This window comes from Streptomyces anulatus (assembly GCF_014650675.1).
In the GTDB taxonomy this organism is placed as follows: domain Bacteria; phylum Actinomycetota; class Actinomycetes; order Streptomycetales; family Streptomycetaceae; genus Streptomyces; species Streptomyces anulatus.
The window spans coordinates 450676-467574 of record NZ_BMVK01000006.1; the positions used below are offsets into that span (position 1 = coordinate 450676).

A 16899-nucleotide genomic window follows, 5' to 3' on the forward strand; every position below is an offset into this window, starting at 1 on the left:
CGACGAAGCCCCGGGCCGCTCTCGCGAGAGCGGCCCGGGGCTTCGTCGTACGCCGGTGCTACTTGTTGCGGCCGCGCTTCTCGCGGACCCGGACGGAGATGTGGATCGGGGTGCCCTCGAAGCCGAACTCCTCGCGCAGACGGCGCTCGACGAAGCGGCGGTAGCCGTGCTCCAGGAAGCCGGAGGCGAAGAGCACGAAGCGCGGGGGCTTGGTGCCCGCCTGGGTGCCGAAGAGGATGCGAGGCTGCTTGCCACCGCGGATCGGGTGCGGGTGGGAGGCGACGATCTCACCGAGGAAGGCGTTGAGCCGGCCGGTGGGGACGCGGGTCTCCCAGCCCTCGATCGCGGTCTCGATCGCCGGGACCAGCTTCTCCATGTGCCGGCCGGTGAGGGCCGAGACGTTCACGCGCGGGGCCCAGGCGATCTGCGCGAGCTCCGTCTCGATCTCGCGCTCCAGGTAGTAGCGACGCTCCTCGTCGAGGGTGTCCCACTTGTTGAAGGCGACGACGAGGGCGCGCCCCGCCTCCACGGCCATGGTGATGATCCGCTGGTCCTGGACGCTGATGGACTCGCTGGAGTCGATCAGGACGACGGCGACCTCGGCCTTCTCCACGGCGGCGGCCGTACGCAGCGAGGCGTAGTAGTCCGCGCCCTCCTGGAGGTGGACGCGGCGGCGGATGCCGGCCGTGTCGATGAACTTCCAGGTGATGCCGCCGAGCTTGATCAGCTCGTCGACCGGGTCACGGGTGGTGCCGGCCTGCTCGTTGACGACGACCCGGTCCTCGCCCGCGACCTTGTTCAGCAGGGAGGACTTGCCGACGTTCGGGCGGCCGATCAGGGCGATCCGGCGGGGGCCGCCGAGGGCGGTGCCGAACTTCTGGGCCGGGGCGTCGGGCAGGGCTTCCAGGACCGCGTCCAGCATGTCGCCGGTGCCTCGGCCGTGCAGCGAGGAGACCGGGTAGGGCTCGCCGAGGCCCAGCGACCACAGGGCGGTGGCGTCCGCCTCGCCGCTCTGTCCGTCGACCTTGTTGGCGCAGAGGACGACGGGCTTGCCGGCCCGGCGCAGCAGCTTGACGACGGCCTCGTCGGTGTCGGTGGCGCCGACGGTCGAGTCGACGACGAAGACGACCGCGTCGGCCGTCTCGATGGCGTACTCGGCCTGGGCGGCGACGGAGGCGTCGAGGCCCAGCACGTCCTGCTCCCAGCCGCCGGTGTCGACGACCTTGAAGCGGCGTCCGGCCCATTCGGCCTCGTAGCTGACGCGGTCGCGGGTGACGCCGGGCTTGTCCTGCACGACGGCCTCGCGGCGGCCGATGATCCGGTTCACCAGGGTCGACTTGCCGACATTGGGGCGGCCGACGACGGCGAGCACGGGGAGCGGGCCGTGACCGGCCTCGTCGAGGGCGCCCTCGACCTCCTCGGGATCGAAGCCTTCCTGCGCGGCGAGCTCCATGAACTCCGCGAACTCGGCATCGCCAAGTGCTCCGTGCTCGTGGCCCGAGCCGTCGGAGTGAATCTGGTCGTTCATGAAGTCCGTTCCTCTTTGCATCATCATCGATGGACCGCGATCAGCGCGGTCCACTACTCAAGTCTCGCCTATCGCCCGGTGAGGCGCTTGGCACTTTCCAGGTGGGCGGTCAGCTTCGCCTGGATCCGCAGGGTCGCCTCGTCCAGCGCCCTGCGCGTCCGCCGCCCGTCGCCGGCGCTCGCGTCGAACGCGTCGCCGAAGACGACGTCGACCCGGCTGCGCAGCGGGGGCAGCCCCCGTATCAACCGTCCGCGCCGCTCGGTGCTTCCCAGGACGGCCACGGGGACGATCGGTGCCCCGCCCCGTACCGCGAAATACGCGAGTCCGGCCCGCAGCGAGGCGAAGTCTCCTTCACCGCGGGTGCCCTCGGGGAAGATCCCGAGGACGCCGCCGTCAGCCAGCACGCCGAGCGCGTGGGTGATGGCGGTGCGGTCGACGGTCGTACGGTCCACCTCGATCTGCCCGATTCCGTGCAGGAACGGGTCGAGGGGGCCGACGAACGCCTCCTTCTTGATCAGGAAGTGCACCGGCCTGGGCGCGGTGCCCATCAGCATCGGTCCGTCGATGTTGTGGGAGTGGTTCACCGCGAGTATGACGGGTCCGGCGGCGGGCACGCGCCACGCGCCGAGGACCCGGGGCCTGAACAGCCCGTACATCAGGCCGATGCCGATGGACCGCCCGACGGCCGCTCCGCGCAGCGTGGGCGCGCCTGTGGCATCGCTCACGCGGCGACCCGCTTCCCCTCGACGAGGGTGACGACGCACTCGATGACCTGCTGCAGGGTCAGCTCGGTGGTATCCACCTCGACGGCGTCGTCCGCCTTGGCGAGCGGCGAGGTCTTGCGGCCGGAGTCCGCGGCGTCCCGCTTGATCAGGGCCTCGCGGGTGGCGGTCAGGTCGGAGCCCTTGACCTCGCCGCTGCGGCGGGCGGCGCGGGCCTCCGGGGAGGCGGTGAGGAAGATCTTGAGGTCGGCGTCGGGCAGCACGGTGGTGCCGATGTCCCGGCCCTCGACGACGATGCCGCCGGTCGCGGCCGCGGCGATGGAGCGCTGGAGCTCGGTGATGAGCGTCCGCACCTCGGGGACGGCGCTGACGGCGCTGACCTTGGAGGTGACCTCCTGGGTGCGGATCGGGCCGGAGGCGTCCTCGCCGTCGACGGTGATCGTCGGGGCGGCGGGGTCGGTACCGGAGACGATCACCGGCTTGGCGGCGGCGGTCGCGATCTCGGCCGGGTCGCCGACGTCGATGCCGTTGTTCAGCATCCACCAGGTGATGGCCCGGTACTGCGCGCCCGTGTCCAGGTAGCTCAGGCCGAGCTTGGCGGCGACGGCCTTGGACGTGCTCGACTTGCCGGTGCCCGAGGGCCCGTCGATGGCGACGATCACGGAGGAGCGTGCGGTTTCCACGGTGGTGGACACCTTCCTGGTACACGGTGCGGGGACGGACGGGCCTCGGAGACGGCCTCGTACCAGGTTACCGAGTACCGGGCGCGCCCTTGTACCCCGTACGGGGGAGGCGGTCCACCCGGGTGGGGGGTGGCGCCGCCCGGCCGTGCGGGAACCGGGTCAGCCGCGGATCGACCAGCCCCGTTCCTGGAGTGCCGTGCCGAGGACCGGGGCGGCACTGGGCTCGACCATGAGCTGGACGAGGCCCGCCTGCTGGCCGGTGGCGTGCTCGATGCGGACGTCCTCGATGTTGACCCCGGCCCGGCCCGCGTCGGCGAAGATCGCGGCCAGCTCGCCCGGCTTGTCGCCGATGAGGACGGCCACGGTCTCGTACGCGGCGGGGGCCGCGCCGTGCTTGCCGGGGACCCGGACGCGCCCCGCGTTGCCGCGGCGCAGGACGTCCTCGATGGCGTCGGTGCCCGCGCGCCGCTTCTCCTCGTCCGAGGAGTGCAGGCCGCGCAGCGCGGTCACGGTCTCCTCCAGGTCGGCGGCGACCCCGGCGAGGACGTCGGCGACCGGGCCGGGGTTGGCGGAGAGGATCTCCACCCACATCCGGGGGTCGGACGCGGCGATCCGGGTGACGTCCCGGATGCCCTGTCCGCAGAGCCGTACGGCGGTCTCGTCGGCCTCCTCCAGCCGGGCGGCGACCATCGAGGAGATCAGCTGCGGGGTGTGCGAGACGAGGGCCACGGCCCGGTCGTGGGCGTCGGCGTCCATGACGACGGGGACGGCCCGGCACAGGGCGACCAGCTCCAGCGCCAGGTTGAGCACCTCGGTGTCGGTGTCCCGGGTCGGGGTGAGGACCCAGGGGCGGCCCTCGAACAGGTCGGCGGTCGCGGCGAGCGGCCCCGAGCGCTCCTTGCCGGCCATCGGATGCGTACCGATGTACGGGGTGAGGTCGAGGCCGAGCGCCTCCAGCTCGCGGCGCGGGCCGCCCTTGACGCTGGCGACGTCCAGGTAACCGCGGGCCACCCCGTCGCGCATGGCTCCGGCCAGGACGGCGGCGGTGTGCGCGGGCGGTACGGCGACGATCGCCAGGTCGACCCGGCCCCGGGGCGGCTCGTCCGTGCCGGCGCCCAGCGCGGCGGCGGTGCGCACGGAGGCGGCGTCGTGGTCGACGAGGTGCACGTGGATGCCCCGGCCGGCCAGTGCGAGGGCGGCGGAGGTGCCGACGAGCCCGGTTCCGATGACGAGGGCGGTTCTCACTGGGCGATGTCCTTGCGCAGAGCGGCGGTGGCGCCGAGGTAGACGTGGCTGATCTCGGCACGCGAGAGATAGGTCTCGACGTGCACGAGGATACGGACGACCCGGGGCATCGCCCCGTCGATGTCCAGCTCCTGGGCACAGATCAGGGGTACGTCGACGATCCCCAGGCCGCGCGCGGCGGCGGCGGGGAAGTCGCTGTGCAGGTCGGGGGTGGCGGTGAACCAGATACTGATCAGGTCGTCGGCGACGAGCTCGTTGCGGTCCAGGACGGCCGTCAGCAGCTCACCGACCCGCCGGCCCATGTGCCCGGCCTCGTCCTCGTCCAGCTGGACGGCGCCCCGGACCGCTCGTACCGCCACGTCGCACTCCTCGCTCTTCGCTCTTCGCTGATCGTCCGCGCCTCCGGGCCCGGCGCCGCACGGCGCGGCCGGCGGCTCACCTCAGCCTAGATCGGACGCGGCGGACCCGGTCACGGCGTTCCTTCCGTGAGACGCGCGGTGCGCGCCCGGGAGGCCCGGGGGCGTGCCGTCAGGGCCGTCAGGGCCTCAGTCGCCACCCGGGCGGGCGCACGATCCGCCCGGTTGCTTCGCCCGGGGGCCCGCTGCCGCCACGATGACCGGCACGCACCGCACCATGCCCGCTACCGAAGGAGAACCCATGAACGCACGGCGAAGGACGGTGCTGGCCGCGGGCGCGGCGGGCGCCGCCGCCCTGGCCACCGGCTGCGGATCCGACAGTGGGGACGGCGGGGACGGCGGGGACACGAGCGCCTCGCCCACCGCGTCGGCGGGTGCGACGGACAGCGCGTCGCCGGGTGCTTCGGGCGGCGTGGAGCTGGCCAGGACCGAGGACATCCCGGTCGGCGGCGGCACCGTCTTCAAGGAGCAGAAGGTCGTGGTGACCCAGCCGGAGGAAGGCGAGTTCAGGGCGTTCTCCGCCGTCTGCACCCACGCGAGCTGCCTCGTCTCGACGGTGAGCGACGGCACGATCAACTGCCCCTGCCACGGCAGCAAGTACAGCATCACGGACGCGGCGGTCGAGGCCGGCCCGGCGCCCCGGCCGCTGCCCGCCGAGCGGATCAGCGTCTCGGGGGGCGCGATCCGGCTGACCTGAGCCGGGCCCGGTAGCCTCGCGGCCATGATCACCGCCGCCGACGAGGCACTCGTACGCGACCACACGGTCTACGCCTGCGTGATGGGCTCGCGCGCGTTCGGGCTGGCCACGGAGGACAGCGATACCGACCGGCGCGGTGTCTTCCTCGCGCCCACCCCGCTGTTCTGGCGCTTCGAGAAGCCGCCGACGCATGTGGAGGGCCCCGCGCCGGAGCAGTTCTCCTGGGAGCTTGAGCGCTTCTGCGAGCTGGCGCTGCGGGCCAACCCGAACGTGCTGGAGTGCCTGCACTCCCCGCTGGTGGAGTCCGTGGACGACACCGGCCGCGAGCTGCTGGCGCTGCGCGGGGCGTTCCTGTCGCAGCTCGCGCACGGCACGTTCGTCCGGTACGCGCTGGGCCAGCGGAAGAAGCTGGAGGCCGACGTACGGGTCCATGGCGCGCCGCGCTGGAAGCACGCGATGCATCTGCTGCGGTTGCTGGCGAGCTGCCGGGACCTGCTGCGCACGGGCGAGCTGCGCATCGACGTCGGCGAGGCCCGTCAGGAGCTGCTGGCGGTGAAGCGGGGCGAGGTGTCCTGGCCGGAGGTGGAGCGCCGGATGAACCGCCTCGGCGAGGAGAACGACGAGGCGGCGATCCGCTCCCCGCTGCCGCCGGAACCCGACCGGGCGGCCGTGGAGGACTTCCTCGTCCGGACCAGGCGGGCCTCGGCGGCGCGGGAGGCGCCCTAGCGGACACGGCCTAGGGGGTGTCCGACGGTCCCCGGCCCGCGAGCCTGGCCCGTACGACGAGGTTGTGCAGGTCCTCCAGGACCGTCACCGCGTCCGGCAGCCGGGAGCGGGTCCGCGCCTCGTCCAGGACGCGGTGCAGCTCGGTCACGTCGCGGGTGACCGTCTCCGCGTCCGGGCCCGTCGCCGCGATGTGCTCGGCCTCGGCCTTGGCGGCGATCAGCTCCGGCAGGTACGCGGGGGCGTCGACCTGGGTGAGCAGGGTGGGCAGGTGGGCCTGCACCTCGCCGGTACGCATCAGGTGGATGCCGGTGAGCAGCGCCCGGAAGGTGTAGAGCAGCGGTTTCAGTTCGCCGTTGTTCCCGTGGAGCCGCCACTGCGTCACCGCGAAGCCCCGGTAGTGGTGGGCGTGGTTGCGGGTGAGAACGCCCGGGGCGAGCACGGTCAGCTCCGTGTGGAGCGGGCTCGTGTGCACCACCAGCGGGGACAGCAGCTGCTCCAGGACGTAGCCGTTCGGCCGGAGCATCAGGCGGACGAACTTGCGCAGGTCGTGGGTGACGAGGTCCAGCTCGACCCCGTCGCGCTCCCACATCCGGGTGCGGGTCTCCTCCGGCTCGCGCAGCCCCACCAGGTCCTCGGCGGGCAGGACGTGGACCCCCCGCAGGTCCACGTCCGAGTCCCGGGAGGGGAAGCCGTACAGATGGGCGCCGGAGACCGTGGCGAAGGCCAGGGGGCCGGGCGCGTGCGCGAGGTCGGGGCGCAGGTCGGTGACCGGGAGCCCGGCCCGCTCCAGGGAGATGTCGGTGGCGGTGGTCATCGGTCAGGCATCCCAGAGCGCGGCGAGGGAGAGCAGGTCGCTGCGGTACTCGATGCGCTCGGACCACTCCTTGGGCCAGGCCGCCGCGCCCAGGTGCGCCCCGGCCAGCGCTCCGGTCAGGCAGGCGATCGAATCGGAGTCGCCGCGGGTGCAGGCGGCCCTGCGCAGGGCGGTGACGGGCTCCTCGGGGAACAGCAGGAAGCAGTGCAGGGCGGTGGCGAGTGCTTCCTCGGCGACCCAGCCGTCGCCGGTCCGCTCGCACGGGTCGGTCTCCGGTGACGGATCGCGCAGCGCGTCCTGGACGCACCCCAGCGCGGTCAGGCACTCGTCCCAGCCTCGCTGGATGTACGCCTCCGGGGTGGCGTCGCCCGCGTGGCGCCAGAGGTCGCCGAGCCAGCGGGTGTGGTAACGGCCCCGGTTCTCGTAGGCGTAGCTGCGCAACTGTCCGATCAGGCCGAGGGGTTCGGCGCCCTGGGCGAGCAGGAACACCGCGCGGGCCAGCAGGTCGGAGGCGGTGAGCGCGGTCGGGTGGCCGTGGGTGAGGGCGGCCTGGAGCTGGGCGGCCCCGGCGCGCTGTTCCTCGCTGAGGCCGGGGACCAGGCCGACGGGGGCGACCCGCATGTTGGCGCCGCAGCCCTTGGAGTGCGTCTGGCTGGCCTCCTGCCAGATCCGGGTGTGTTCGAGCAGGCGGCAGGCGGTGAGGCAGGTGTTGCCCGGAGCACGGTTGTTGTCCGGCGAGTGGTACCAGGCGACGAACTCGGCGCGGACCGGGTCCACCATCCGTTCGGGGGTGAGCAGTCCGCTGTCCATGGCGGTGCGGATGCCCCGGCCCAGGGCGATCGTCATCTGGGTGTCGTCGGAGACGATGGCGGGAGTCAGGAGGGGAATCTGCCGCCAGGGGCCGAACTTGGCGAGGATGGCGGGCACGTCGTTGAACTCGGTGGGGAAGCCCAGGGCGTCGCCGAGCGCGAGCCCGGTCAGCACGCCGGTGGCCGCCTGCTTGGTGAGGGGCGGGGTGGTGATCGTCATCTGTCTCGTCCTTCCGGTGCGGAGTACGACGGGTCTGCGGGGGCGTCCGGTCGTGGCGGGCGCAGGAGCGGCGGGTGCAGGGCGGTGGCGTCGCCCGCCCGGTGGAGGGCGGCCGGTTTGCCCCGGCCTCCGGTGCGGCGCGGCGGGCCCTCGACGGCTTGGACGAAGCCGGGCGCGTTCAGGACCTTGCGCCGGAAGTTGGGGCGGTCGAGCTCGACGCCCCAGACGGTCTCGTAGACCTGCTGGAGCTCGCCGAGGGTGAATTCGGCGGGGCAGAACTCGGTGGCCAGGCAGCTGTATTCGAGTTTGGCGCCGATCCGGTCGTGGGCGTCGGCGAGGATCCGGTCGTGGTCGAAGGCCAGGGGGCCGGTGGAGCCGGCGTCCCACCACCGGGCGCTCGCCGCGTCGCCGCCGCCGCGTGGTTCGGGCAGGTCCGGCAGGAGCGCGGCGTACGCGACGGAGACGACCCGCATCCTCGGGTCGCGGTCCGGGGCGGTGTAGGTGCGCAGCTGTTCGAGGTGGAGGGCGCCGACGGTGTCCTGGCCGAGGCCGGTCTCCTCGGCGAGTTCGCGGCGGGCGGCCTCCTCGGCGGACTCGCGGGGCAGCAGGAAGCCGCCGGGCAGCGCCCACCGGCCCCGGAAGGGCTCCTGGCCGCGTTCGACGAGCAGCACGTGCAGCCGGGCCTCGCGGACGGTGAAGACCGCGAGATCGACGGTGACCGCGAACGGGGCGAAGGCGTGCGGGTCGTAGCCCTCGGGGACGGGGGTGCTCATCGCTTCTCCGGGAGGGGTGCGGCGAAGTCCCAGCCGGTGGCGAGGAGTTCGTCGACGGCGGCGACGGCGGCGGCGAGCCGCGCCTCGGGCGGACCGGTGATCTCGATGAACCGGCGGCCGGTGCGGGTGAGTTCGGCGCGGAAGCGGTCGGTCATCCAGGGCCGCAGCTCCTCGCCGTCCCGCAGCCCGTCGTCCTCGAAGGCGACGCCCTCGTGGTCGGTGAGCAGCCACAGGTGGTGGGCGGCCCGGTCCGCGATCTCCTCGACGCGCGGGTTGCGTCCGCCGACGTACCGCTCGTGCCAGACGGTGGTGGCGAAGGAGTCCGTGTCGCAGAAGAGCACCGGGGACCCGGCGCGGGCGGCGTCCTCCTCCCGGTCGTTCTGGGCCTGCGCGATGAGCGGGAAGTCGTCGGTGGTGAAGGTGACGTCTTCCCAGGCGGCCCCGGGCCACCGTCGGCGCAGGGCGGCGAGCTTGTCCTCGCTGTACTCGCGGCCGTACTCGGCGACGTACCCGGTGCGCGCCCACACGCCGCCGCGTGCGCGGTAGTGGGCGGCGAGCGCCCGCGCGAGGGTCGTCGTGCCGGTGGACTCCGCGCCGAGGACGACGACCCGGCGGGCGAGGGCGGCCCGCACGGGCGGCCGGAGGAAGTCCCAGCAGCCGACGGGGTCCTTGCGCACGGCGGTGCCGGAGACCGGGAAGAGGGTGCGGTCGGGGTCGACGAGGACGGACGACGCGCCGAAGCGGTGGCCCAGTTCCTCCCCGTACGCCTCCGAGGTGAAGACGGCGTCCACCCGCTCGGGCACGGCCGCGGTGAACACCGCCATGTGCGCGTCCCAGACCGCCGGGTCATGGACGTCCATGTGCGTGTCGTCGACCGCGCCGACCACCGTGACGTCCGGGTGGACCTCGCGCATCCAGGCGACCCGGTCGGCGAGCGGGACGGACTCCACGGAGGCGGCGCAGACCAGCACGGTCAGCCGTTCGCAGCGGTCCCTCGCGGTCTCGACGAGGTGGTGGTGGCCGGCGTGCGGCGGGTAGAACTTTCCGAGGACCAGGCCGTGTCCGTAGCGCTTCATGCCGCGGCCACCTCCGCGGGGCGCGGGGTGCGGGCGGTCAGGTCGCGGTGCCAGTTGCGCAGGCCGACGAGGCAGAGCGCGAGGAACCCGGCGTACAGCAGCGAGGTCAGATACAGCCCCTTGTGGGCGTACAGCGGGATGTAGACCACGTCGGCGGCGATCCACAGCCACCAGGACTCCAGCCGCTTCCTGCACTGCCCGTACGTCGCCATGAGCGACAGGGACGTCGTCAGCGCGTCCCAGAACGGGACGGTGGAGTCGGTCGCGCGGGACAGCAGCAGGGTGATCCCGAGGGTCCCCACCACCCCCGCCGCGAGCAGCCAGGTCCATTCGGCGCGGGTCGTTCTGCGCACCGGCAGGACGGAGGTTCCTGGTCCACCCCCGTGGGTCCAGGTCCACCAGCCGTACGCGGCGAGGGTGATGAAGACGATCTGGAGGCCGGCGTCGGCGTACAGACCGGACTGGGCGAACAGCAGGATGAAGAAGAGGTTGTTGGCGATGCCGATCGGCCAGTTGGCGAGGTGCTGGCGGGCCACGAGCCAGACGCACAGCGCCCCGCTTCCGAAGCCCAGCACCTCGGTCCAGCTGACCGGGGTGTCCAGGATCGTCACCAGGGGCTGTTGCAGGGGATCGAGTACGTCCGCGAGACTCACGCCCGCCTCCTTCTTTATGGTCACTCTGACTATAAAGGCTGGACGGGGGCGGCAAAAGGCCCGCGGCCGGTTCTGTTCGAACTTTCCGAACAGATACCGGCCGCGGGCCTCAGTACGACGTCGGGTGGGGCTAGAGGCCGACCTCGCGCATCAGCATGCCGACCTCGGTGTTGGTGAGGCGGCGCAGCCAGCCGGACTTCTGGTCGCCCAGCGGGATCGGCCCGAATGACGTCCGCACGAGCCGCTCGACCGGGAAGCCCGCCTCGGCCAGCATCCGGCGCACGATGTGCTTGCGGCCCTCGTGGAGGGTCACCTCGACCAGGTAGTTCTTGCCGGTGTTCTCGACGACGCGGAAGTGGTCGGCGCGGGCGTAGCCGTCCTCCAGCTGGATGCCGTCCTTGAGCCGCTTGCCGAGGTCGCGCGGCAGGGGGCCCTGGATGGCGGCCAGGTAGGTCTTCTTCACGCCGTACTTGGGGTGCGTGAGGCGGTGGGCCAGCTCACCGTGGTTGGTGAGCATGATGATGCCCTCCGTCTCGGTGTCCAGGCGGCCGACGTGGAACAGCCGCGTCTCGCGGTTGGTCACGTAGTCGCCGAGGCACTGACGGCCGTCCGGGTCCTCCATCGAGGAGACGACACCGGCGGGCTTGTTCAGCGCGAAGAAGAGATACGACTGGGCGGCGACCGTCAGGCCGTCGACCTTGATCTCGTCCTGGTGCACGTCGACGCGCATGCCCTGCTCGACGACGATCTCGCCGTTGACCTCGACGCGGGACTGCTCGATCAGCTCCTCGCACGCCCGGCGGGAGCCCATGCCGGCGCGGGCGAGGACCTTCTGCAGCCGCTCGCCCTCCTGCTCGGCGCCCGGGTGGGTCTTGGGGAGGTTGATCTCGGGCTTGTTCGCATACCGGTCGCGGTTGCGCTGCTCGATCTTGGCGTCCAGCTCGCGGGGGCGCGAGGGGGCGGCACGGCGGAAACCGCCGGTGCGGCCGCTGCCGCCCTGTGCGGGCTTCGGGCCGCCCTTGGCGCCACCGCGGGCGGCCGCGCCGCGGCCCTTGCGGGGGCCGTCCTGCTCGGCGCGGGCGCCGGGGGCGTCGTTGCCGACGTCGTAGCGGCGCTCCTCCGGGCGGGGACGGCGGGGGCGCTGCTCCTGCTCGTCGCGTCCGCCCTGGTAGCTCGGACGGCCACCCTGGCCGCCGGGACGACCGCCCTGGCCGGTGGGACGGCCGCCCGAGGATCCGGGCCGCCCGCCCTGGCTGCTGCCGCCGCGTCCGCCGCCCTGGCCGCCGGAGCGTCCGCCCTGGCCGCCGCCCTGTCCCTGGCCCTGGCGGAAGGACCCGCCGCCGTCACGTCCGCCCTGGCCGCGTCCGCCGCCCTGACCTCCGGGGCGACCGCCCTGGCCGCCGGGACGACCGCCCTGACCGCCGCTCCGGCCTCCGCCGCCGCCGCTTCCGCTGTTCCTGCCACTGCTTCGCATCAAAATTCCGTCTTGTCGTCTGCGTGAGTATCCGGGGTGTCCGGTGCGTCCGGATCGAACGACGGCACACCCTCTAGCGTCTCAGCCTCGATCGCGTCCGCCTCCGGGAGGAAGGGCGCGAGCTCCGGGAGCTCGTCCAGGCCGCGCAGGCCCATTCGCTCCAGAAAGTAGTTCGTCGTCCTGTACAGGATCGCACCTGTTTCGGGTTCCGCGCCCGCCTCCGCCACCAGGCCCCTCTGGAGGAGGGTCCGCATGACGCCGTCGCAGTTCACTCCGCGCACCGCCGAGACCCGCGAGCGGCTCACCGGCTGCCGGTACGCGACCACCGCCAGGGTCTCCAGCGCGGCCTGGGTGAGCCGGGCGTGCTGGCCGTCCAGGACGAAGCCCTCCACGGCCGCCGCGTACTCGGGGCGCGTGTAGAACCGCCAGCCGCCGGCGACGAGCCGCAGGTCGAACCCCCGGCGCTGCACCGTGTACTCGTCGGCCAGCTCCCGCAGCGCGTCCGCCACGGCCCTGCGGGGCCGCTGGAGCACCTTGGCCAGGTGGTCGACGGTGGCGGGCTCGTCGACGACCATGAGGACCGCCTCCAGGGCGGGCTTCAGATCGAGCGCGGCGACCGCGCCCCCGTCGGCCTCACGGTCCGGCTGCTCGCTCATTCCCGTACGCCCTTCCCGTCCGTACCCCTGTCGGGTTCCCGGTCGAACTCGTCCGTCACCACCGGCTCCGCGTCCACCCCGCCGCACCACGCCACCAGCAGGTCGCCCAGCGCCTCGTCCTGGTCGAGGGTGACGGCCTTCTCCCGGTACAGCTCCAGCAGGGCCAGGAACCGGGCGACCACGGTCAGGGTGTCCGGCGCGTCCTCGGTCAGCACCGCGAAGCTCACCGCCGCCCCGGCCTCGCGCAGCCGCTCCACCACCAGGCCCGCCTGCTCCCGGACGCTGACCAGCGGGGCGTGGATGTGGTCGACGTACACCTGGGGCCTGGGCTTCGGCTGCATCGCCTTCACGGCGAGCTTCGCGAAGCCCTCGGGCCCGATGCTGATGACCACCTCGGGCAGCAGCGCGGCGTGCTGGTCCTCCAGCCCGACCGTACGGGGGTGGCGGCGGGCCTCCGACTCCAGGCGGCCCTGGAAGATCTCGGCGATCCTCTTGTACGCGCGGTACTGGAGCAGCCGCGCGAAGAGCAGGTCCCGGGCCTCCAGGAGCGCGAGGTCCGCCTCGTCCTCGACCTCGGCGGCGGGCAGCAGCCGGGCGGCCTTGAGGTCGAGCAGCGTGGCGGCGACGACGAGGAACTCGGTGGTCTGGTCGAGGTCGCCCTCGGGACCCATGGCGCGGAGGTACGCCATGAACTCGTCGGTGACCTTCGACAGGGCGACCTCGGTCACGTCCAGCTTGTGCTTGGAGATCAGCTGGAGGAGGAGATCGAAGGGGCCCTCGAAGTTCACCAGCCGGACGGTGAAGCGCTTGCCGTCCGCTTCCGGGGCCGACGCCGGCTCCCGCACGGCTTCCGGTTCCCCCTCAGCCTCCGGCTCCGGTACGGGCTCAGGTCCTACGGGCTCCGGCTCGGGTGCGGCTTCCGGCTCCCGTACCGCTTCCACGGGCTCCGGCTCCCGTACGGCCTCGGCAGCCGTCCTCTCCGCCTCCACGGGCGGTACCGCCCCCGGCCCCCGCCCCAGGGCACGGCGGCGCGGTGCGGCGGGGTCGTCGGGCGTGGGCATGGTGGTCCAGGGGTGGGACGGCAGCGCGGACGGGTCCCGCCGACCGGCGGGACCAGGGTGTGCCGGACGCCGCCCGGCAGGCGGGAAGGTGACGACAGGCCCTGGGGCAGGCTACCCGCGCCGTGCCGCTCAGCGGCCGCGCAGCCGCCGTACGAGGATGCTCGCGTCGCCCCGGGACTCCAGGTCGGCCAGGACCACCGCCACCGCCTCGCGGACGATGCGGCCCCGGTCGACGGCGAGGCCGTGTTCGCCGCGCAGGACGAGCCGGGCGTGTTCGAGGTCCATCAGCTCCTCGGCGGAGACGTAGACCGTGATCTTCTCGTCGTGGCGTTCCCGGCCGCTGGGGCGGCGGTTGGCGCCGCGTCCGCCGCCGCGCCTGCGCTGCTGCTGGACCGCCGGGGGCTGCTCGGCCGGGGCGGACGCGGGGCGCTCGCCGGATGCGGCCTTGGCGGTTGGGGGACGCTCGCCCTCGCCGCCTCGGCCGCGCGAGTCGCCGCCGTCGGCGTCGGCCGCGGCGTGCTCCTCACGGTCGGCGGGCGGGGCCTGGCCGGAGGGGTCGCTCTCCCCGGCGGGCGCGGGCACCCTCGGCTCGCCGTTCGCCTTGCGTCGCCGGTCCGCCGGAGAGGACGGCTGGAGGCCCATCCCGCCTCCGGTGGTACGGAACAGTTCGTCGGCCCCCGGCAGACTCACTCGGCGTGACACCGGGCGAGCACCTCCCTGGCGAGCTGGCGATAGGCGGCTGCGCCGACCGAGTTGGAGGCGTAGGTGGTGATGGGCTCACCGGCGACGGTGGTCTCCGGGAAGCGGACCGTGCGGCCGATGACCGTGTGGTAGACGTGCTCGTCGAAGGCCTCGACGACGCGCGCCAGGACCTCGCGGCTGTGCACCGTACGGGAGTCGTACATGGTGGCGAGGATGCCGTCGAGCTCCAGCTCCGGGTTGAGCCGCTCCTGGACCTTCTCGATGGTCTCGGTGAGCAGCGCCACCCCGCGCAGCGCGAAGAACTCACACTCGAGCGGCACTATGACCTTGTGAGCGGCCGTCAGGGCGTTCACGGTGAGCAGGCCGAGCGAGGGCTGACAGTCGATCACGATGTAGTCGTAGTCGGCCATCAGCGGCTTCAGGGCGCGCTGGAGCGTGGACTCGCGGGCCACCTCGCTGACGAGCTGCACCTCGGCCGCGGAGAGGTCGATGTTGCTGGGCAGCAGGTCCATGTTGGGGACCGCGGTCTTGAGCAGGACGTCGTCGGCCGTCATGCCCCGCTCCATGAGCAGGTTGTAGACGGTGAGGTCCAGCTCCATCGGGTTGACCCCGAGGCCGACGGAGAGGGCGCCCTGCGGGTCGAAGTCGACAAGCAGGACCCGGCGTCCGTACTCCGCGAGCGCGGCGCCCAGGTTGATGGTCGACGTGGTCTTGCCGACGCCGCCCTTCTGGTTGCACATCGCGATGATCTTCGCGGGGCCGTGGTCGGTCAGGGGACCCGGGATCGGGAAGTACGGCAGGGGCCGTCCGGTCGGGCCGATGCGCTCGCGGCGCTGACGCGCGGCGTCGGGCGCGAGGGTGGCCGCGTACTCCGGATCGGGCTCGTACTCGGCGTCGGGGTCGTAGAAGTGCCCCTCGGGCACCTCGGCGAAGTCGGCGAAGCGGTCGGTGTCCCGGCTGCTCTCGTTGCCGGCCGTGGCGTTCACGTGTAGGCCGTCCATCATCTGGGGGGCTGTCGTCATGTGCTGTTGGGTGGCGAAGGTGCGGACAGCGACGGAGCCGACAGCTTCGAGCCCGATCGGGCTCAGACCCCGTGCAGGCATCCCTGGTTGACCACCCCCGGGAGTAATTGTCGACTCATTCACAAGTCGTCTTACCTCCTTGGACGTGACCAGGAAACTTATCGATAGGTCAGCGTGGCACCATGCCGACGATTGGCGACTCTATGGCGTGTCACCGGTCCGCAGCAACACAATCCGCCGGACCCGGCCCGATGTGTCGGCAATCGAACGCCTCGCTGTCAAGGGTGCACAGCGACCAAGCCGCACATTTCACCGCTGCACGAAACGGGTAAAGGGTTACGTTCGGCGCGAGTTGCGCAAGGGCCCCACAGGGCCCGATACGCGTCCGGCCGGACCTTGCTCGGCAAGGTCCGGCCGGACGTGCGATGTTGACGGAGAAGGTTGACCCGTCAGCCGAGGAGCGCGGCCAGCTCGACGTGCGGGAGACCGTGCGCCTCGGCCACCTCGCGGTAAACCACCTGGCCCTCATGGGTGTTGAGGCCCTTGGCGAGGGCGGCGTCGCGGCGCAGGGCGTCGGCCCAGCCCCGGTTCGCGAGCTCCACGATGTAGGGAAGCGTCGCGTTGGTGAGCGCGTAGGTGGAGGTGTGGGGCACCGCGCCGGGCATGTTGGCGACGCAGTAGAAGACCGAGTCGTGGACCTGGAAGGTCGGCTCGGCGTGGGTCGTCGGACGCGAGTCCTCGAAGCAGCCACCCTGGTCGATTGCAATGTCGACAAGTACACTTCCGGGCTTCATCTTGGCGACGAGCTCGTTGGTGACCAGCTTCGGGGCCTTGGCTCCGGGGATCAGCACGGCGCCGATGACGAGGTCGGCCTCGACGACGGCCTTCTCCAGCTCGAAGGCGTTGGAGACGACGGTCTGCACCTTGGTGCCGAAGATCTTGTCGGCCTCGCGGAGCTTGTTGATGTCGCGGTCGAGCAGCGTGACGTGGAAGCCGAGGCCCACGGCGATCTGCGTGGCGTTCCAGCCGGAGACGCCGCCGCCGATGACGACGGCCTTGCCCGCCGCGGTGCCGGGGACACCGCCGGGCAGCACGCCGCGGCCGCCGACGGAGCGCATCAGGTGGTACGCGCCGACCTGCGGGGCGAGGCGGCCCGCGACCTCGGACATCGGGGCGAGCAGCGGGAGGGCGCGGTTCGCGGTCTCGACCGTCTCGTAGGCGATGGCGGTGGTGCCGGAGGCCAGCAGCGCGTCGGTGCACTCGCGGGAGGCGGCGAGGTGCAGGTACGTGAAGAGGGTCTGGTCCTTGCGGAGGCGGTGGTACTCCTCGGCGACCGGCTCCTTGACCTTCAGCAGCAGGTCGGCGGCGGCCCAGACCTCGTCGGCGGTGGGCAGGATCTGCGCGCCGGCGGCGACGAACTCCTGGTCCGTGATGGACGAGCCGACACCGGCGTCCTTCTCGATGACGACCTGGTGGCCGTGGCGGACGAGCTCATGCACTCCGGCGGGGGTGATCGCCACCCGGAACTCGTTGTTCTTGACTTCGCGGGGGATGCCGACCTTCACGTCGATCACGGTCCTTGGCTCGGAGGGTTACCCGGGCACAACGGTGCACACCCGGAC

18 protein-coding genes are annotated in these 16899 nt (G+C 72.6%); 2 read left to right on the forward strand and 16 right to left on the reverse strand.

Translation table 11 applies throughout. The annotated features are described in order from the left end of the window. Positions 1-58: 58 nt before the first annotated feature. From der to aroH, 5 genes are all read right to left on the reverse strand, one after another. Complete coding sequence (gene der, locus IE272_RS18460) at positions 59-1528, reverse strand: ribosome biogenesis GTPase Der (RefSeq protein ID WP_050362289.1); 1470 nt, start codon at positions 1526-1528, stop codon at positions 59-61. A 68-nt stretch (positions 1529-1596) separates the two neighbouring features. Then, positions 1597-2253 carry a lysophospholipid acyltransferase family protein gene (locus tag IE272_RS18465; RefSeq protein ID WP_056702942.1) on the reverse strand — a complete coding sequence of 219 codons (657 nt, stop codon included), beginning with the start codon at positions 2251-2253 and terminating at the stop codon, positions 1597-1599. Beyond that, positions 2250-2945 (reverse strand): (d)CMP kinase, encoded by a 696-nt coding sequence (gene cmk / locus IE272_RS18470; protein WP_032790830.1) that lies wholly within the window; start codon positions 2943-2945, stop codon positions 2250-2252. The genes IE272_RS18465 and cmk overlap by 4 nt, the downstream gene beginning before the upstream one ends. Positions 2946-3092: 147 nt before the next feature. Then, entirely contained in the window at positions 3093-4178 is a 1086-nt protein-coding gene (locus IE272_RS18475) for a prephenate dehydrogenase (protein ID WP_073960211.1), read from the reverse strand. Then, the gene (aroH, locus tag IE272_RS18480) at positions 4175-4537 is read right to left on the reverse strand and encodes a chorismate mutase (protein ID WP_032790828.1); all 363 of its coding nucleotides are present in this window, start codon (positions 4535-4537) and stop codon (positions 4175-4177) included. The genes IE272_RS18475 and aroH overlap by 4 nt, the downstream gene beginning before the upstream one ends. A 298-nt stretch (positions 4538-4835) precedes the next feature. Between aroH and IE272_RS18485 the strand changes: the two genes are divergently transcribed. Next, positions 4836-5291 carry a Rieske (2Fe-2S) protein gene (locus IE272_RS18485; RefSeq protein WP_057661819.1) on the forward strand — a complete coding sequence of 152 codons (456 nt, stop codon included), beginning with the start codon at positions 4836-4838 and terminating at the stop codon, positions 5289-5291. Positions 5292-5315: 24 nt separating this feature from the next. Next, positions 5316-6017, forward strand: coding sequence for a nucleotidyltransferase domain-containing protein (locus tag IE272_RS18490; protein WP_050362294.1), 702 nt, complete (start codon positions 5316-5318; stop codon positions 6015-6017). 10 nt (positions 6018-6027) lie between these two features. Here the strand turns inward: IE272_RS18490 and IE272_RS18495 are convergent, their stop codons facing one another. The 11 genes from IE272_RS18495 to ald all read right to left on the reverse strand — a co-directional run bounded on the left by IE272_RS18495 (position 6028) and on the right by ald (position 16842). Next, complete coding sequence (locus tag IE272_RS18495; protein ID WP_056702931.1) at positions 6028-6831, reverse strand: nucleotidyltransferase domain-containing protein; 804 nt, start codon at positions 6829-6831, stop codon at positions 6028-6030. A 3-nt stretch (positions 6832-6834) separates the two neighbouring features. Then, a complete protein-coding gene (locus IE272_RS18500) occupies positions 6835-7860 on the reverse strand; it encodes an ADP-ribosylglycohydrolase family protein (RefSeq protein WP_190007288.1) in 1026 nt (341 codons plus the stop codon). Further along, the gene (locus IE272_RS18505; RefSeq protein ID WP_050362297.1) at positions 7857-8633 is read right to left on the reverse strand and encodes an NUDIX hydrolase; all 777 of its coding nucleotides are present in this window, start codon (positions 8631-8633) and stop codon (positions 7857-7859) included. Before IE272_RS18505 ends, IE272_RS18500 begins: the two co-directional genes overlap by 4 nt. Then, positions 8630-9709, reverse strand: a complete 1080-nt coding sequence (locus IE272_RS18510; protein ID WP_190007289.1) for an AAA family ATPase — start codon at positions 9707-9709, stop codon at positions 8630-8632. The genes IE272_RS18505 and IE272_RS18510 overlap by 4 nt, the downstream gene beginning before the upstream one ends. Then, the gene (gene pnuC / locus IE272_RS18515; RefSeq protein WP_056702925.1) at positions 9706-10362 is read right to left on the reverse strand and encodes a nicotinamide riboside transporter PnuC; all 657 of its coding nucleotides are present in this window, start codon (positions 10360-10362) and stop codon (positions 9706-9708) included. Before pnuC ends, IE272_RS18510 begins: the two co-directional genes overlap by 4 nt. Before the next feature lie 130 nt (positions 10363-10492). Continuing rightward, complete coding sequence (locus IE272_RS18520) at positions 10493-11836, reverse strand: pseudouridine synthase (RefSeq protein WP_073960207.1); 1344 nt, start codon at positions 11834-11836, stop codon at positions 10493-10495. Then, positions 11836-12492, reverse strand: coding sequence for an SMC-Scp complex subunit ScpB (gene scpB, locus IE272_RS18525; RefSeq protein WP_050362301.1), 657 nt, complete (start codon positions 12490-12492; stop codon positions 11836-11838). Before scpB ends, IE272_RS18520 begins: the two co-directional genes overlap by 1 nt. Beyond that, the gene (locus IE272_RS18530; RefSeq protein ID WP_190007290.1) at positions 12489-13553 is read right to left on the reverse strand and encodes a segregation and condensation protein A; all 1065 of its coding nucleotides are present in this window, start codon (positions 13551-13553) and stop codon (positions 12489-12491) included. The genes scpB and IE272_RS18530 overlap by 4 nt, the downstream gene beginning before the upstream one ends. Positions 13554-13682: 129 nt before the next feature. Further along, on the reverse strand, positions 13683-14243 hold the full coding sequence (locus tag IE272_RS18535; protein WP_050362303.1) for a hypothetical protein: 561 nt from the start codon (positions 14241-14243) through the stop codon (positions 13683-13685). Next, positions 14240-15358 (reverse strand): ParA family protein, encoded by a 1119-nt coding sequence (locus IE272_RS18540; RefSeq protein ID WP_007448578.1) that lies wholly within the window; start codon positions 15356-15358, stop codon positions 14240-14242. Before IE272_RS18540 ends, IE272_RS18535 begins: the two co-directional genes overlap by 4 nt. 368 nt (positions 15359-15726) lie before the next feature. Then, complete coding sequence (gene ald, locus IE272_RS18545) at positions 15727-16842, reverse strand: alanine dehydrogenase (protein WP_056703375.1); 1116 nt, start codon at positions 16840-16842, stop codon at positions 15727-15729. Positions 16843-16899 lie beyond the last annotated feature (57 nt).

Excerpts from the sequence above, each read along its gene's own strand:
- der (WP_050362289.1), bottom strand. The coding sequence starts at position 1,528 with ATGAACGACCAGATTCACTCCGACGGCTCGGGCCACGAGCACGGAGCA.
- IE272_RS18485 (WP_057661819.1), top strand. The coding sequence starts at position 4,836 with ATGAACGCACGGCGAAGGACGGTGCTGGCCGCGGGCGCGGCGGGCGCC.
- IE272_RS18490 (WP_050362294.1), top strand. The coding sequence starts at position 5,316 with ATGATCACCGCCGCCGACGAGGCACTCGTACGCGACCACACGGTCTAC.
- IE272_RS18495 (WP_056702931.1), bottom strand. The coding sequence starts at position 6,831 with ATGACCACCGCCACCGACATCTCCCTGGAGCGGGCCGGGCTCCCGGTC.
- IE272_RS18500 (WP_190007288.1), bottom strand. The coding sequence starts at position 7,860 with ATGACGATCACCACCCCGCCCCTCACCAAGCAGGCGGCCACCGGCGTG.
- IE272_RS18505 (WP_050362297.1), bottom strand. The coding sequence starts at position 8,633 with ATGAGCACCCCCGTCCCCGAGGGCTACGACCCGCACGCCTTCGCCCCG.
- IE272_RS18510 (WP_190007289.1), bottom strand. The coding sequence starts at position 9,709 with ATGAAGCGCTACGGACACGGCCTGGTCCTCGGAAAGTTCTACCCGCCG.
- IE272_RS18520 (WP_073960207.1), bottom strand. The coding sequence starts at position 11,836 with ATGCGAAGCAGTGGCAGGAACAGCGGAAGCGGCGGCGGCGGAGGCCGG.
- scpB (WP_050362301.1), bottom strand. The coding sequence starts at position 12,492 with ATGAGCGAGCAGCCGGACCGTGAGGCCGACGGGGGCGCGGTCGCCGCG.
- IE272_RS18530 (WP_190007290.1), bottom strand. The coding sequence starts at position 13,553 with ATGCCCACGCCCGACGACCCCGCCGCACCGCGCCGCCGTGCCCTGGGG.
- IE272_RS18540 (WP_007448578.1), bottom strand. The coding sequence starts at position 15,358 with ATGCCTGCACGGGGTCTGAGCCCGATCGGGCTCGAAGCTGTCGGCTCC.